This is a genomic window from Stenotrophomonas sp. 78350_Sma, from assembly GCF_056482105.1.
The window spans coordinates 44,636-59,287 of record NZ_CM151182.1; the positions used below are offsets into that span (position 1 = coordinate 44,636).

Consider the following 14,652-nt stretch of genomic DNA (forward strand, 5'->3'; position numbering starts at 1 on the left):
GTAGAATCACCCCATGCCTGAACTGCCCGAAGTCGAAACCACCCGCCGCGGCCTGGCGCCGCACCTGCAGGGCCGCCGCGTGCATGGCGTGATCCTGCGCCGGGCCGATCTGCGCTGGCCGATTCCACCGGAAGTGGCCGAGCTGCTGCCGGGACAGCGCATCGAGGAGATCCGTCGCCGCGCCAAGTACCTGCTGCTGGATACCGTCATCGGCAGCGCGGTGCTGCACCTGGGCATGTCCGGCAGCCTGCGCGTGCTGCCCGGTGATACGCCGGTGCGTACCCACGACCACGTCGACATCAGCCTGGACAACGGCCGCCTGCTGCGCTTCAACGACCCGCGCCGCTTCGGCAGCCTGCTGTGGCAGCCGGCCGGCGAGATCCATCCGCTGCTGCAGGGGCTGGGCCCGGAGCCGCTGGACGATGCCTTCGACGGCGATTACCTGTTCGCCCGCAGCCGTGGCCGCAGCGCGCCGGTGAAGACCTTCCTGATGGACCAGGCGGTGGTGGTGGGCGTGGGCAACATCTACGCTGCCGAGAGCCTGTTCAAGGCCGGCATCAGCCCGCTGCGCGAGGCCGGGAAGATCTCGCGCGGGCGCTACCAGCGGCTGGCTGATGCGGTGAAGGAGATCCTCGGCTACGCCATCACCCGGGGTGGCACCACCCTGCGCGACTTCATCAGCCCCGATGGCGCGCCGGGCTACTTCGAGCAGGAACTGCTGGTGTACGGCCGCGATGGCCTGCCGTGCCCGAACTGTGGCCGCGCGCTGAAGCACGCCACCATCGGCCAGCGTGCCAGCGTCTGGTGCAGCCACTGCCAGCGCTGAACCGGGCGGCCAGCGGCAGCTGAACGGGCAGGGCACGTCTCCGCTGCCCGTTAACGTTTGTCTGCCTATGATGGCCGACCTTCCTTCTGTGCCTGACGCGCCTGCATGCAACGACGCGACTTCATCCGCAATGCCTCCCTCGCCCTGGCTGCATTCGGCCTGCCGTCCCTGCCCGCGTGCGCGGCCAGCAAGAGTGGCCAGATGGGCCTGCGCCGCCTCGGCCAGCCGCAGCCGTTCGACTTCGCCACCCTGAAGGGCCAGGCGCGCGCGCTGGCACAGGCGCCCTACAAGAGCCACAAGCGGGTGCTGCCGGGCCGCCTGGAAGGCCTGGACTGGGACCAGTACCAGTCGATCGGTTACCGCCAGGACCATGCGCTGTGGGCTGACCAGCCGGGCAAGTTCCAGGCCAAGTTCTTCCACCTGGGCCTGTACTTCCACTCGCCGGTACGCATGTTCGACGTGGTCGACGGCAAGGCGCAGGAGCTGGCCTACGACGGCGCCGCATTCAACTACGGCAAGAGCGGCATCAAGGACGGCGAGCTACCGGCCGATCTGGGCTTCGCCGGGTTCCGCCTGAACACCCGCAAGGACACCGACCGCGACTTCGCCGCGTTCCTTGGCGCCAGTTACTTCCGCGCGGTCGGCAAGGAAGGCCAGTACGGCCAGTCCGCGCGTGGCCTGGCGATCGACACCGGCATGGGCAAGCCGGAGGAATTCCCGGACTTCATCGCCTATTACCTGGAACAGCCGTCGGCCGATTCGGAAACGATCGTGGTGTATGGCTTGCTGGATTCGCCCAGCGTGGCCGGCGCCTACCGCTTCGCGATCACCAATGGCGACGTGCTGCTGATGGACATCGACAGCGCGCTGTACCCGCGCAAGGCGATCGAGCGGTTGGGCATCGCCCCGTGCACCAGCATGTACCAGGTGGGCGAGAACGACCGCCGCATGGCATGGGACTGGCGCCCGGAAATCCACGATACCGATGGCCTGTCGCTGTGGACCGGCGCCGGCGAGTGGATCTGGCGGCCGCTGCTGAACCCGCGCAACCTGCGCTTCAACATGTTCGTGGACCGCAATCCGCGTGGCTTCGGCCTGCTGCAGCGTGACCGCAACTTCGATCATTACCAGGACGATGGCGTGTTCTACGAGAAGCGCCCGTGCCTGTGGGTAGAGCCCAAGGGTGAGTGGGGCGAAGGTTCGGTGCAGCTGGTGGAGATTCCCACCGTGGACGAGACTTTCGACAACATCGTCGCCTTCTGGAACCCGAAGGACAAGCCGCAGCCGGGCCAGGAGCTGCTGGTCGGCTACCGCCTGTACTGGGGCGCCGAACCGCCGGCGCGCCCGCCGCTGGCGCACTGCGTGGCCAGCCGTACCGGCCTGGGCGGCGTGGTCGGCAAGAAGCGCGAGTACTTCAGCTGGCGCTTCGCGGTGGACTTCGAAGGCGGCGAGCTGGCTAGGCTGATCGACAAGGGCGAGGTCGAGGCGGTGGTGGAAGCCAGCCGTGGCCGGGTCGAGATCGTGTCGGCGCGCCCGCTGCGCGAGATCAACGGCTACCGCGCGATGTTCGACCTGGTGCCGCCGGAAGGCAGTACCGAGCAGATCGACATCCGCCTGTTCCTGCGCAGTGGTGGCAAGACCCTCACCGAAACCTGGCTGTACCAGTACACCCCACCGCCGGCCGGTGCGCCGGAGCGCACGCTTTACTAAGAGGGGTGCGGGTTTGCAGGGCTTGCAGCCCTGCACCTGCCGAGGCCAAAGCAACAGCAACAGCCGAAGCAGAAGCTGGTTTCCTGAGGGTGGGCGGGGTGGGTCCGGTGGCGGGAGACGCCGTAAACCCGTCCATGGGGGCTTGGCCGCGGCATCCATGCCGCGGACACTCCCGCAACCGGACCCATCCCGCCTTCGACAGATCGTCGCGATCTGTTGGAATTGCTCATGGGGTCAGATCCGTTTTCCGAAGGAAAACGGATCTGACCCCGGAACTTGATTCGATATCTGACGATTTCATCCACGCATGGCGTGGATCTACTGGCCGCCGGCCAACTGTCGAAGGCGGGGCACTGTGGGTTTGCGGGGTGTGAGCCGCATGGATGCGGCGACCAAGGCTACATGGACGTACTTGCGCCGTCCCCGCACACCCACAGTGCCCCGCCATCCCACGGAATGCCAGCTGTTGCTGTTGCTGTTGCCGTTGCTGTTGCTGTTGCTGTTGCCCCTGCAGGTGCAGGGCGCAGCCCTGCAAAAGAACACCCCTTACAGCGGCAGGGGCGCCTGCGCCGGGTCGATCCGTCCTTCACCGCGGGTGATCTTCTTGAACTCCGCGCGGCTGACCGACACGTAGCGGTCGTTGCCACCGATCTCCACCTGCGGGCCATCCTTTACCGCGTGGCCATGTTCGTCCACGCGTACCGTCATCGTTGCCTTCTTGCCGCTGTGGCAGATGGTCTTGATCTCCTGCATCTCGTCGGCCCAGGCCAGCAGGTACTGGCTGCCCTCGAACAGCTCGCCGCGGAAATCGGTGCGCAGGCCGTAGCACAGCACCGGAATGCGCAGCTGGTCGACCACCTCGCTGAGTTGCCAGACCTGGGCGCGGGTGAGGAACTGTGCTTCATCCACCAGCACGCAGCCCATCGGGCCATTGGTGGCCAGGTCCTGTTCGACCCAATGCTGCAGGTCGGTGTCACGGTCGAAGGCCATGCCGTCGGCACGCAGGCCGATCCGCGAGGCCACCACGCCAGCGCCGGCACGATCATCCAGGCGCGGGGTCAGGATCGCCACCCGCATGCCGCGTTCGCGGTAGTTGTGCGCGCTCTGCAGCAGGGTCGTGGTCTTGCCGGCGTTCATCGCCGAATAGTAGAAATAGAGCTTGGCCATCGGCCAATTCTAGTCGCCCACCGCCTTGTCGTCGCGGACCGTGTCCGGCCGTCCTATCTCGACGCTGGGGGTCCGCGCGGGGCGCCAGTAGTTGTCCTGCAGGCACCAGTAGTCGGCGGCGCGCCAGTAGTCGTTGTCGTAGACGATGCTGCCCGGGGTCGCGATGCCCTGCTCGTTGCCGCGGCGGGGGACGACGATCAGTCCGGAGCTTACGTACCCGAGGCGGCTGCCGGTGATCTGCTGGCGACCGTCCCTGAGGGCGCGTTCCATGCGAGGCTTGGCTACGCGGTCGCCGTAGTCGGCATAGACCTGCTGGCCGCGCTCGACCGCCTGCGCCTGCTGGAGTGCGTCCAGGCGTGCCCAATAATGCTCCCGCAGCACCAGGAAGTCGTGGTACATGCGCTCGGCGGCCAGGTCCATCCAGATGTAGGCCATCACCGGATCGGCCCGGGTACCGAGGCCCTCCTGGTACAGCCGCGCCACCATGGCCTGGGAAAACTTGTCGGCGTAGCGCGCCGAACGCTTGTAGTAGTCCAGCGCCCTGGCGGGCTGTTTGTCCCGTTCGGCCTGCTGGGCCATGCTGCGCCAGAACAGGTCCGGATGGGCATCGAAGAAGCCTCCGGTCAGGACGGTTGGCGGGATCTGCCGCGGGGCCTCCACCGGACATTCCCTGGCGGTCACGGCAGCGGCCATCGACAGGCCCAGCAGCAGGCAGAGTGGAGCGTGCTTCGCTTTCATATGATCGCCCTCCTGGCAATGGCTATGGAAATACGAACGTCAGCGCCCCGCGCCTTCAACGGGACTGAGCGGGCCGACCTCGACGCTGCGGCCGCGGAATTCCTGTTCCCAGATGCGGTCCTGCATGCACCAGTACGCCGCAGGGTCCCAGTAGGCATCGCGATAGTAGTCATCGCCACGGGTGGGCCAGCCGGCTTCCGGGCCGTCGGACAGTTCCACCTGCAGCATCGAGCTGACCCAGCCGGTACGGCTGCCGGTCATGCGGCTGCGGTCCACGCGCATGGCTGCCTCCATGCGCGGCTTGGCCGCGGCATCGCCGTAGGCCGCATACAGCGCCGGCCCTTCGCTGAGCACCCGTTGCCGCTGCGCGGCATCCAGGCGGTTCCAGTAGCGCTCGCGCTCCAGCAGCAGGTCGCGGTAGCCGCGTTCGGCGGCCAGGTCCATCCAGATGTAGGCCAGCACGGGATCAGGGGCAGTACCCGTGCCCTCCTGGTACATGCGCGCGACCAGCGACTGCGACAGCTTGTCTGCGTGCGCGGCCGCCCGCTTGAAGCGCACCAGCGCATGATCGGGCCGGCCCTGGCGCCACGACTGCAGGCCCAGCTCGCGCCAGTGCAGGTCAGGATGAGCCTGCAGGAAGCCCGGAGTCATCAGCGCCGACCGCAACGATGCGCCAGGATCGGGCGCGCAGTCCGCGCTGCGGGCGGCCAACGGCGCCAGCAGCAACAGCAGGGTGCCCAGCAGGGCGGCAGAGGCGGTCGGACGCATGCACCTGGCTCCAGTGCTCCGGTGGCGAATCAATAGCTTAGGAACGGTGTGCATGCAAGTCAGGTCCGCCCGCTGCGGCCCCGCTACAATCCCGTTCCCATGCACGGTCTCAATCCCCCCCAAGCCGCCGCCGTCCTGCACATCGAAGGTCCTTTGCTGGTGCTCGCCGGCGCGGGCAGCGGCAAGACGCGCGTGATCGTGGAGAAGATCGCCCATCTGATCGGCAGCGGCCGCTATCCGGCACGCCGCATCGCCGCGATCACCTTCACCAACAAGTCGGCCAAGGAAATGCGCGAGCGTGTGGCCAAGCGCCTGCGCGAGCAGGACGCCGACGAGGTGACGATCTGCACCTTCCATGCGCTGGGCCTGAAGTTCCTGCAGATCGAACATGCCGCCGTGGGCCTGAAGCGGGGCTTCTCGATCTTCGATGCCGATGATGCCGCCGCGCAGATCAAGGACCTGATGTACGGGGCCAAGCCCGATGACATCGAGGACATGAAGAACCTGGTGTCGCGCGCCAAGAACGCCGGCCTGTCGCCCGAACAGGCGATGGCTGCCGCACGCAGCAACCGCGAGAAGGAAGCGGCCAGCGTCTACGAGCGTTACCAGCTGCGGTTGACCGCGTTCAATGCGGTCGACTTCGACGACCTGATCCGTCTGCCGGTGCAGATCCTGGAAGAGAACCCGGAGATCGCCCTGGCCTGGCGCGAGCGCATCGGCTACCTGCTGGTGGACGAATGCCAGGACACCAACGACGCGCAGTACCGCCTGCTCAAGCAGCTGGCCGGTGACAAGGGCAACTTCACCTGCGTGGGCGACGATGACCAGTCGATCTACGCCTGGCGCGGCGCCAACCCGGAAAACCTGCAGCAGATGGGGCGCGACTACCCGACGCTGGAGATCATCAAGCTGGAGCAGAATTACCGCTGCTCCAACCGCGTGCTGCGCGCGGCCAACGCGCTGATCGCCAACAACCCGCATGAGCACCTGAAGAAGCTGTGGAGCGACCAGGCCGACGGCGAACGCATCCGCGTATGGGAATGCCGCAACAGCGAACACGAAGCGGAAAAGGTCGCGGCCGAGATCGCCTTCGTGGCCCAGTCGCGCAACGTGCCGTGGAGTGACTTCTGCATCCTGTTCCGCGGCAACTTCCAGTCACGGCCGCTTGAAAAGGCAATGCAGCTGCTGCGCATCCCCTACCACCTGACCGGCGGCACCATGTTCCTGGAACGCCAGGAAGTGAAGGACACGCTGGCCTGGCTGCGCCTGCTGGTGAACCCGGATGACGACACCGCGTTCATGCGCGCGGTGCAGTCGCCCAAGCGCGATGTCGGTGCCGGCACGCTGGCCAAGCTGGCCGAGCTGGCGCAGGAAAAGGACATGCCGATGGCGCAGGCCGCCGAGGCGATCGGCGCCCTGCAGCAGTTGCCGCCGCGTGCGGCCAACAGCCTGGCGCGCTTCACCGATATCCTGCGCGACCTGCGCGCGCAGACCCGGCAGGTCACTTCCGGTGACATGATCCGCAAGGTGGCCAAGGAGTCCGGCCTGCTCAGCGAGCTGCGCCAGCAGGCCAAGGAAGAGGCCAGCTACCAGCGCCGCGCCAACAACATCGAGGAACTGGCGCAGTGGTTCGAGGGCGGCCCGCGCGGTGCCACTGCCGCTGACCTGGCCGGCCAGCTGGCGCTGCTGTCGCGCAGCGACAAGGACGAGGGTGGCAACCAGGTGCGCATGATGACCATGCACGCCTCCAAGGGCCTGGAGTTCCCGTACGTGTTCATCGTGGGCTGCGAGGACGGCGTGCTGCCGCACCAGGTCAGCCTGGACGAGGGCAACCTGCAGGAAGAGCGGCGCCTGCTGTACGTGGGTATCACCCGTGCCAAGATCCAGCTGTGGATGAGTTACAGCAAGCTGACGCGCAAGTTCGGTGAGCATGTGCGGCTGAAACCGAGCCGGTTCTTCGAGGAGATTCCGGCCGAGGAGATCCAGCGCGACGGTGCTGATCCGGTGGCCGATGCGGCGCGCAAGAAGGAACGGGCGAGTGCGGGGTTGGCGGCGATCGAGGCGCTGTTCGACTAGGGCGCTCCAACGGCGCCGCCCCTCCGTGGTGGAGCACGCGTTGGTTCCGCAGTGTGGCCGATCGGGGTGGGTTCGCGGGGGACGCCGTGAACCCGTCCCTGGGGGCTTAGCCGCGCCATCCATGGCGCGGATACCCCCGCGAACCCACCCCGACCGGCCCCTGACAGATGCCGGGCGCTTCCTTCCACGGCAATGCAAAGAAAATCAAAAGCAACAGCAGCAGCCGGGGGGTTGAGGCAGAATCGGGGTTTCGGCTGGAGGTCTGCCTGTGCAACCGATCGAGAGTGAACGCCTGCGCCTGCGTGCGATTGAACCGGATCGCGATGCGGTGCCGATGCTGGCGCTGTTGAACGATCCGGGCTTCGTGCGCTTCATCGGTGACCGCAATGTGCGCAGTGAGGAGCAGGCGCGGGAATACATCGCGCTGCGTGTGCTGCACAGCTATGCGTTGAATGGCTTTGGCATGTATGCCATCGAGCGGTTGTCCGATGGTGCCTGGCTGGGCAATGCCGGGCTGGTGCGGCGCGATGGCCTGCCGGGGCCGGATATCGGTTATGCGGTGCTGTCGGAATTCGCAGGGCAGGGCTATGCCGGGGAGGCAGCGCGGGCGGTGTTCGCGCATGCACGCGGAGCGCTGGGCCTGCACGATCTGTATGGCATCACCGACCTGGACAATGTGGTGTCCGGAAAGATCCTGCTGGGCCTGGGCATGCAGGAACGCGGGGTGGTCCAGCTGCCGGGCGTGGACAGCCCGAGCCGGTTGTATGCCACGCCGGGTGCGGCGCAGGTCTGATCCCTGATGTTGGTAGGTGCCGGCCGCTGGCCGGCATCCAGGCATCACCGGGTTGCCGGCCAGCGGCCGGCACTACCGGATGTGGACTTCAGCCGCGCAGTTCGGCCAGCTGCGCCTGCAGTACGGCCACCGCGGCTTCCAGCTGGGCCACGCGTTCGGCCAGGCCCGGGTCGGCCGCATCGCTGCTGCCACCGCCGCTGCTGGCGTACTTCGCCGCCAGCGCCGCGCCATCCACTTCCCCGCACAGCAGGTGCATGTAGCGGTCTTCGCGCTGGCCGTTGGCGCGCGGCAGCACCACCAGCAGCGCGCGCTGCTGCAGGCGATCGATGGCGTGGCGGGCTTCGTCGGCGTCGGCGAAGCGGTGCAGGCGCTCGCTGCGCGTGATCAGCTCACCCAGGGTCTGCGGCCCACGCAGCAGCAACAGCGCCAGCAGCACGGTCTGCTGCCGGGTCAGGTCCAGCGCGGCCTGCAGGCGGTGCTCGTAGCGGTCCGCGCGCGAGGAGAAGTGCTGGCGGGCCAGTCCCAACGCCTCCAGCTGGCGCAGCGCGTGCTGCACGCTGCCGGCATCGACGTTCATCACCGGCTCGCGCGCGGTCTTCTGGTTGGCGGCCGATTGGGCGGCATTGACCGTCAGCGGGTAGGTGTCCGGGGTGGTTGCCTCCTTTTCCACCAGGCAGCCCAGCAGGCGGGCCTGCACGGCGTCGAGCAGGGGGACGTCGGGGGTCTGGGTGGAATCGGTCATGGCGGCCTCCGGAAGGGCAACGGGTCGACCGCCAAGCATAGCCGTCCCGGGGCCGGCTTTGCCGGTAAAATGCGCCGGTATATCTGATTGCCGGTGAATCCATGCGTCGTCCTGTTTCCTTGTCCCTGACCCTGCTCGCCACTGCGGCGCTGGGCCTGTCCGCCTGCAAGCGCGTGGATGCGCCTGCTGCCGAAGCCGCTGCACCGGAGGCCCCGGCCGCCGCTGCCAAGGCCGATGGCGCGCTCGATGCCACTGCCAACGACAACCTCAATGCAGTGCTGTGGATGCAGCGCGCACAGGAGTACAAGGCGATCACCGAGCAGACCTACCGTGCCGCCGCCGACCACCTGGATGCCGCGCTGAAGGAAGCCCACTGGGATGCGCTGGTGCCGGAAGAACGCGGCAACGAGGCCAAGGGCCTGAAGCCGGCCGTGGTGCTGGACGTGGATGAGACCGTGCTGGACAACTCGCCCTACCAGGCGCGCCTGGTGCGCGACGGCAAGGAATACGACGAGCTGACCTGGGACCAGTGGGTGGCCGAAAAGAAGGCCAAGGCCATTCCGGGCGTGGTTGATTTCGCCAAGGCCGCCAACGCCAAGGGCGTGACGCTGCTGTACATCTCCAACCGCGCCGTGCACCTGAAGGACGCGACCCTGGCCAACCTGCGCGAGCAGGGCCTGCCGGTGGCCGATGACAGCGTGTTCCTGGGTCTGGGCACCGTGGTGGAAGGCTGCGAGCAGGCCGGCAGCGAGAAGAACTGCCGCCGTCGCCTGGCCGGGCAGAAGTACCGCGTGCTGATGCAATTCGGCGACCAGCTGGGCGACTTCGTGGAAGTGACCGCCAACACCAACGAAGGCCGTGACGCGCTGCTGCAGCAGTACCACGACTGGTTCGGCGAGCGCTGGTGGATGCTGCCGAACCCGACCTACGGCGGCTTCGAGCCGGCGCAGTTCAACAATGACTACAGCCAGTCGCGCCAGGCTCGTCACGACGCCAAGCGCGCTGCCCTGGACTACGCACCGTGAGCCGCGCGCCGCTGCCGCTGCGCGATGACGAACGCCTGATCTTCGCGCTGGACGTGCCTGATCGCGTGCAGGCGCTGGAGTGGGTCGATCGTCTCGGCGACAGCGTGGCGTTCTACAAGATCGGCATGGAACTGCTGGCGTCGGGCGAGTACTTCCAGGTGCTGGACGAGCTGGCCCGCCGCGACAAGCGCGTGTTCGTCGACCTGAAGTTCTTCGACATCCCGGCCACCGCCGCGGCCGTGATCAAGCGCCTGTCGCAGTGGCCGGTCAGCTACGCCACCATCCACGGCTGGCACCCGGCGATGATGGAAGCCTGCGCCGCCGCCAACAGCAGCGACATGCGCCTGCTGGCGGTGACCGTGCTGACCTCGATGGGCCGCCCGGACCTGGCGCAGATGGGCATCGACCGCGAACCAGTGGACGTGGTGGTCGAGCGCGCGCTGGCTGCCCAGGCCGCCGGCATCGATGGCGTGATCGCCTCGGGGCAGGAAGCTGGCCCCATCCGCGTCGCCACCGGCGCAGGGTTCTCGATCGTCTGCCCGGGCATCCGCCCCGGCGGCCCGGTCGGCGATGACCAGAAGCGTACCGTTGGCGTAGCCCAGGCCTTTGCCGATGGCGCCGATGCCATCGTGGTCGGCCGTCCGATCCGCCTGGCCGCCGATCCGCAGGCAGCGGCCCGGGCCATCCAGCAGGAAATCGCGTCGGCGCTGGCTGCGCGCTGAGATTCCGCTGCGCAGGCTGCAGGCTCGAACGCCATCCCGACCCGTGCGGGATGGCGTTTTTGCATCCGTCCCGCAAGCGGTTGTGCCCGAATCGCCGCAAAACCTGCCGTAGATTTCATGGGCATCACCACTCGATGTCATTAAAATCAATAAAATCAATTATTTATATAACACTACGTAAAGTGTTGCCTTAACTTGAAGGGCAGCGTAGGATCGCGGCCATCCGGTCCTCGGACCGGACATGTGCCACAACACTGTCCTCCGGCCTCGTGCCGGCTTGAAGAGCCTGAGATCCCCGTGATCCCGGCTCTTTTTTTATGCCTTTCAACCACTTGGGCCAGCAATGGCGGAAACCGTGACGTCCCGGCTTGCCGCTGTCACGTCACAGGCCGCAAGATGCGGACCGGTCCGGGGAGTCCGAGTGCATGAGCGTGGCAGTGCGAGGAAGGTCTGCGCGTGGATGGGGGCTGGCAGCCATGCTGCTGCTGGCCGTGGCGGCGTGTCGTGAATCGGCCCAGGACCCGACCAAGCCGGCGGCCGAGCCGGTCGCGGCGGTGCAGGCGATGGCGCTGCGCCTGGCCGAGGACGATCTGGTCGGCTACGCAAAGCTGTCTGTGCCGCCCAGCCAGTACCAGCGCCTGCAACAGGCCTGGACCGAAGGCCACAGCCAGTGGCCGCTGACCGAACTGCCACTGGGCGACCAGCTGCTGCCGATGCTGGCCGCACTGCGCAAGCCCAATGCCAGCGCCGAACTGCAGCGCAGCTTCGATCGCCAGCTGGCCGGACAGGCCGGCGCCGTTCGCCAGGCTGCACAATCGATGGGCAACTTCGGTGTGCAGTACCTGCGCCACCAGAAAGGCTATACACCGGGCCAGCAGGCGCACTACATCGCCCTGGTCGAAACCCTGGCCAGCTGGGCGCAGGGTGCCCCGATCAGTGACCGGGCCCGCGCACGCAGCACCATCGCCGCGCTGGTCGGCGCCGCCAACAAGGTCGGCTTCGACGACGAAGCCGGCCTGCAGGCCGCGGGCATGGAAGGCAGCCTGCAGCAGCTGGCGCCGTTCATCCACACCCTCAAGGCGGTGCTGGGCAGCTACGGGCTGGGCGTGGACGACGCGCTGCGCAGCCTGCGCGGCGAACTGCTGTCGGTGGAAGGTGACAACGCGCTGGTACGCCTGCACTACGACCTGGCTGGCCGCGAAATGACCCTGCAGCTGCCGCTGAGCCGGCGCGAGGGCCACTGGTACCTGACCCGCACCCTGGCCGACACCGACGCCCTGCTGCGCAAGGCCGACGCGGCCCGCGCGGCGGCGGCCCCCGTACCGGCTGAAGCCCCCGCCGAGGGTGGGGAAGCGGCAACGCCACCGCCTAAGCCATAATGGCGCCGATGTCGAAACAGAACCCGCTGCCGTTCCCCGGCGAAGAATCCCAGTCGACGCCCGCCGATACGGTGCCGGCGTCCCCCTCGACCGGTACCGGCCCGAACCCGGTACCGCCGCCCGCGCACGCGCGTCCGGCTGGCCGCCGCCCGCTGTGGGCGCGGTTGCTGGGCCGCCTGGTCGAGCCGTGGCTGTCGCTGAAGATCGAGCCGGAAGACCCGGGCCAGTACAACGATGGCCGCCCGGTCATGTACGTGCTGGAAGACTACGGCCTGTCCAACGCGCTGATCCTGGACAAGGCCTGCCGCCAGGCAGGCCTGCCGTCGCCGCTGGTGCCGCTGGCCGGTGACCCGACCGGGCGCAAGCGCGCTTACCTGGCACTGTCGCGCCGCAGCTCCAGCAATTCGCTGATCCCCGAGCAGCGTGGTGCCAAGACCCACTCCGATTCGCTGGCCAAGGTGCTGCAGGCCCATCGCGTGCGCGATGACCTGGACGTGCACCTGGTGCCGGTGTCGATCTTCGTCGGCCGCGCGCCGGACAAGCAGAGCGGCTGGTTCGCGGTGCTGTTCTCGGAAAACTGGGCGCTGGTCGGCCGCTTCCGCCGCCTGCTGGCGGTGCTGCTGAATGGTCGCAGCACCATCGTCCGCTTCGCGCCGCCGATTTCGCTGCGCAACACCGTCGACGAAGGCCTGGAGCCGGAACGCACGGTGCGCAAGCTGCAGCGCGTGCTGCGTACCCATTTCCGCCGCATCCGTGAATCGGTGATCGGCCCTGACCTGTCGACCCGGCGCCTGCTGGTGGACCAGGTGCTGGCCGCCGAACCGGTGCGCGAAGCGATCGCCGCGCAGGCCAAGCGCGACAACTCGAAGCCGGCCGATGCCTGGAAGAAGGCACACGCCTACGCCTGGGAAATCGCCGCGGACTACTCCAGCCCGGTGGTGCGCTCGGCCAGCTTCATGCTCAGCCACGTGTGGAACCGCATCTATGCGGGCGTGCTGGTGCACCACCTGGACAAGTTCAAGGCTGCCGCGCCGGGCCACGAAGTGGTCTACGTGCCCAGCCACCGCAGCCACATGGACTACCTGCTGCTGTCCTACCTGCTGTACGACCGTGGCATCGTGCCGCCGCACATCGTGGCCGGCATCAACCTGAACCTGCCGGTGGTCGGCACCCTGCTGCGCAAGGGCGGTGCGTTCTTCATCCGCCGCTCGATCCGTGGCAACGCGCTGTACTCGGCGGTGCTCAGTGAATACGTCGCGCAGCTGGTTGCCGGTGGCTACTCGCTGGAGTACTTCGTCGAAGGTGGCCGTTCGCGCACCGGCCGCCTGCTGCAGCCCAAGGGCGGCATGATTTCGATGACGCTGCGTGCGTTCCTGCGCCAGCCGCGCAAGCCAGTGCTGTTCCAGCCCATCTACATCGGCTACGAGAAGCTGATGGAGGGCGGCAGCTACCTGGACGAACTGTCCGGCCGGCCGAAGGAAAAGGAATCGATCTGGTCGCTGCTGTGGGGCATCCCCAAGGTGCTCAAGCAGAACTATGGCCAGGTGGTGGTGAACTTCGGCGAGCCGATCGCGCTGAACGACGTGCTGGCCGAGAAGGCGCCGGAGTGGAAGGGCGAGGCGGTGTCCGAGGACGAGAAGCCGGCCTGGCTGTCGACCACGGTGGATACGCTGGCCGAGCGTATCCAGGTGCGCATCAACGGTGCTGCCGACGTCAACCCGATCAACCTGCTGGCGCTGGCCCTGCTGTCCACGCCGAAGCACGCGATGGGCGAGGCCGACCTGATCGCGCAGATCGAGTTGTGCAAGACCCTGCTGGTCGAGATGCCGTATTCGGACCGGGTGACGGTGACCCCGCACTCGCCGGAGCGGATCATCGCCCACGCCGAGGAAATCAACGTCCTCACCCGCGTCAAGCACCCGCTGGGCGATGTGCTCAGCGTCAGCGGCGATACCGCGGTGCTGCTGAGCTACTTCCGCAACAACGTGCTGCACCTGTTCACCGCCTCGTCGTGGGTGGCCTGCTGTTTCCAGAACAACCGCCGCATGAGCCGCACCGGCCTGGTCCAGCTGGGCCGCACGGTGTACCCGTTCCTGCAGGCCGAGCTGTTCCTGCCGTGGAGCGAGGACGAGTTCGCGCAGCGCATCGACCAGACCATCAACGTGTTCGTGCGCGAGGGCCTGCTGCAGAACGTCAACGATGACGACGGCGGCATCCTGGCGCGCAACACCGGGCAGACCGACGAGGTGTTCCGCCTGCGTGCGATCGGCCACTCGCTGCAGCAGGCGTTCGAGCGCTATTACATCGCCATCTCGGTGCTGGTGAAGAACGGCCCGGGCGTGCTGGGTGCGGCCGAGCTGGAAAGCCTGTGCCAGCAGGCGGCGCAGCGCTTGAGCCTGCTCTATGCACCGGCCGCGCCGGAGTTCTTCGACCGCACCCTGTTCCGCGGCTTCATCCAGAAGCTGCGCGAGCTGCGCCTGGTGTGGCCGGACGAGAACAGCAAGCTGCTGTTCGACGAGCGCCTGGATGCCTGGGCCAAGGACGCCAAGTTCATTCTCGGCCGCGAGCTGCGCCACACCATCGAACGGGTCAGCCCGGAAGCGGCACGCCCGGACGAGCCTGCGCCGCAGGATTGAAGGTAGCGCCGGGCCGTGCGGAGGGTGTGGACCTTGGACCACACCTTCCAGCCGTGCCAACCAAGGTTGG

The 14,652-nt window shown here is 67.5% G+C and carries 12 protein-coding genes; 8 read left to right on the top strand and 4 right to left on the bottom strand.

What is annotated here, in order from left to right:
- The first annotated feature begins 13 nt into the window (after positions 1-13).
- Together mutM and ACZK4H_RS00210 are read left to right on the top strand one after the other, a co-directional pair.
- The gene (gene mutM / locus ACZK4H_RS00205) at positions 14-826 is read left to right on the top strand and encodes a bifunctional DNA-formamidopyrimidine glycosylase/DNA-(apurinic or apyrimidinic site) lyase (RefSeq protein ID WP_099552621.1); all 813 of its coding nucleotides are present in this window, start codon (positions 14-16) and stop codon (positions 824-826) included.
- 105 nt (positions 827-931) lie between these two features.
- Positions 932-2,536: an OpgD/OpgG family glucan biosynthesis protein gene (locus ACZK4H_RS00210; RefSeq protein WP_099552620.1), complete on the top strand. Its 1,605-nt coding sequence runs from the start codon at positions 932-934 to the stop codon at positions 2,534-2,536.
- 546 nt (positions 2,537-3,082) lie between these two features.
- Here ACZK4H_RS00210 and ACZK4H_RS00215 read toward each other — a convergent pair.
- From ACZK4H_RS00215 to ACZK4H_RS00225, 3 genes are read right to left on the bottom strand one after another with little or no spacing between them, the layout of a single operon-like run.
- Positions 3,083-3,703 carry a thymidine kinase gene (locus ACZK4H_RS00215; protein WP_099552801.1) on the bottom strand — a complete coding sequence of 207 codons (621 nt, stop codon included), beginning with the start codon at positions 3,701-3,703 and terminating at the stop codon, positions 3,083-3,085.
- A 9-nt stretch (positions 3,704-3,712) separates the two neighbouring features.
- Positions 3,713-4,441, bottom strand: coding sequence for an SEL1-like repeat protein (locus ACZK4H_RS00220; RefSeq protein WP_099552800.1), 729 nt, complete (start codon positions 4,439-4,441; stop codon positions 3,713-3,715).
- 39 nt (positions 4,442-4,480) lie between these two features.
- Entirely contained in the window at positions 4,481-5,209 is a 729-nt protein-coding gene (locus ACZK4H_RS00225; protein WP_099552799.1) for an SEL1-like repeat protein, read from the bottom strand.
- 99 nt (positions 5,210-5,308) lie between these two features.
- On the opposite strand from ACZK4H_RS00225, the gene ACZK4H_RS00230 reads away from it, so the two are divergent.
- A complete protein-coding gene (locus ACZK4H_RS00230) occupies positions 5,309-7,285 on the top strand; it encodes a UvrD-helicase domain-containing protein (RefSeq protein ID WP_099552798.1) in 1,977 nt (658 codons plus the stop codon).
- Between the two features lie 268 nt (positions 7,286-7,553).
- Positions 7,554-8,078, top strand: coding sequence for a GNAT family N-acetyltransferase (locus ACZK4H_RS00235; RefSeq protein WP_099552797.1), 525 nt, complete (start codon positions 7,554-7,556; stop codon positions 8,076-8,078).
- 88 nt (positions 8,079-8,166) lie between these two features.
- On the opposite strand, the gene ACZK4H_RS00240 is transcribed toward ACZK4H_RS00235, so the two are convergent.
- A complete protein-coding gene (locus ACZK4H_RS00240) occupies positions 8,167-8,820 on the bottom strand; it encodes a YceH family protein (RefSeq protein WP_099552796.1) in 654 nt (217 codons plus the stop codon).
- Between the two features lie 101 nt (positions 8,821-8,921).
- Between ACZK4H_RS00240 and ACZK4H_RS00245 the strand changes: the two genes are divergently transcribed.
- The 4 genes from ACZK4H_RS00245 to plsB all read left to right on the top strand — a co-directional run bounded on the left by ACZK4H_RS00245 (position 8,922) and on the right by plsB (position 14,582).
- Positions 8,922-9,845 (top strand): 5'-nucleotidase, lipoprotein e(P4) family, encoded by a 924-nt coding sequence (locus tag ACZK4H_RS00245; RefSeq protein WP_071228640.1) that lies wholly within the window; start codon positions 8,922-8,924, stop codon positions 9,843-9,845.
- On the top strand, positions 9,842-10,567 hold the full coding sequence (pyrF, locus tag ACZK4H_RS00250; RefSeq protein ID WP_099552795.1) for an orotidine-5'-phosphate decarboxylase: 726 nt from the start codon (positions 9,842-9,844) through the stop codon (positions 10,565-10,567). Before ACZK4H_RS00245 ends, pyrF begins: the two co-directional genes overlap by 4 nt.
- Before the next feature lie 425 nt (positions 10,568-10,992).
- Complete coding sequence (locus ACZK4H_RS00255) at positions 10,993-11,946, top strand: hypothetical protein (RefSeq protein ID WP_099552794.1); 954 nt, start codon at positions 10,993-10,995, stop codon at positions 11,944-11,946.
- Positions 11,946-14,582, top strand: a complete 2,637-nt coding sequence (gene plsB, locus ACZK4H_RS00260) for a glycerol-3-phosphate 1-O-acyltransferase PlsB (protein ID WP_099552793.1) — start codon at positions 11,946-11,948, stop codon at positions 14,580-14,582. The genes ACZK4H_RS00255 and plsB overlap by 1 nt, the downstream gene beginning before the upstream one ends.
- Positions 14,583-14,652: the final 70 nt, after the last annotated feature.

Excerpts from the sequence above, each read along its gene's own strand:
- mutM (WP_099552621.1), top strand. The coding sequence starts at position 14 with ATGCCTGAACTGCCCGAAGTCGAAACCACCCGCCGCGGCCTGGCGCCG.
- ACZK4H_RS00210 (WP_099552620.1), top strand. The coding sequence starts at position 932 with ATGCAACGACGCGACTTCATCCGCAATGCCTCCCTCGCCCTGGCTGCA.
- ACZK4H_RS00215 (WP_099552801.1), bottom strand. The coding sequence starts at position 3,703 with ATGGCCAAGCTCTATTTCTACTATTCGGCGATGAACGCCGGCAAGACC.
- ACZK4H_RS00220 (WP_099552800.1), bottom strand. The coding sequence starts at position 4,441 with ATGAAAGCGAAGCACGCTCCACTCTGCCTGCTGCTGGGCCTGTCGATG.
- ACZK4H_RS00225 (WP_099552799.1), bottom strand. The coding sequence starts at position 5,209 with ATGCGTCCGACCGCCTCTGCCGCCCTGCTGGGCACCCTGCTGTTGCTG.
- ACZK4H_RS00230 (WP_099552798.1), top strand. The coding sequence starts at position 5,309 with ATGCACGGTCTCAATCCCCCCCAAGCCGCCGCCGTCCTGCACATCGAA.
- ACZK4H_RS00240 (WP_099552796.1), bottom strand. The coding sequence starts at position 8,820 with ATGACCGATTCCACCCAGACCCCCGACGTCCCCCTGCTCGACGCCGTG.
- ACZK4H_RS00245 (WP_071228640.1), top strand. The coding sequence starts at position 8,922 with ATGCGTCGTCCTGTTTCCTTGTCCCTGACCCTGCTCGCCACTGCGGCG.
- ACZK4H_RS00255 (WP_099552794.1), top strand. The coding sequence starts at position 10,993 with ATGAGCGTGGCAGTGCGAGGAAGGTCTGCGCGTGGATGGGGGCTGGCA.
- plsB (WP_099552793.1), top strand. The coding sequence starts at position 11,946 with ATGGCGCCGATGTCGAAACAGAACCCGCTGCCGTTCCCCGGCGAAGAA.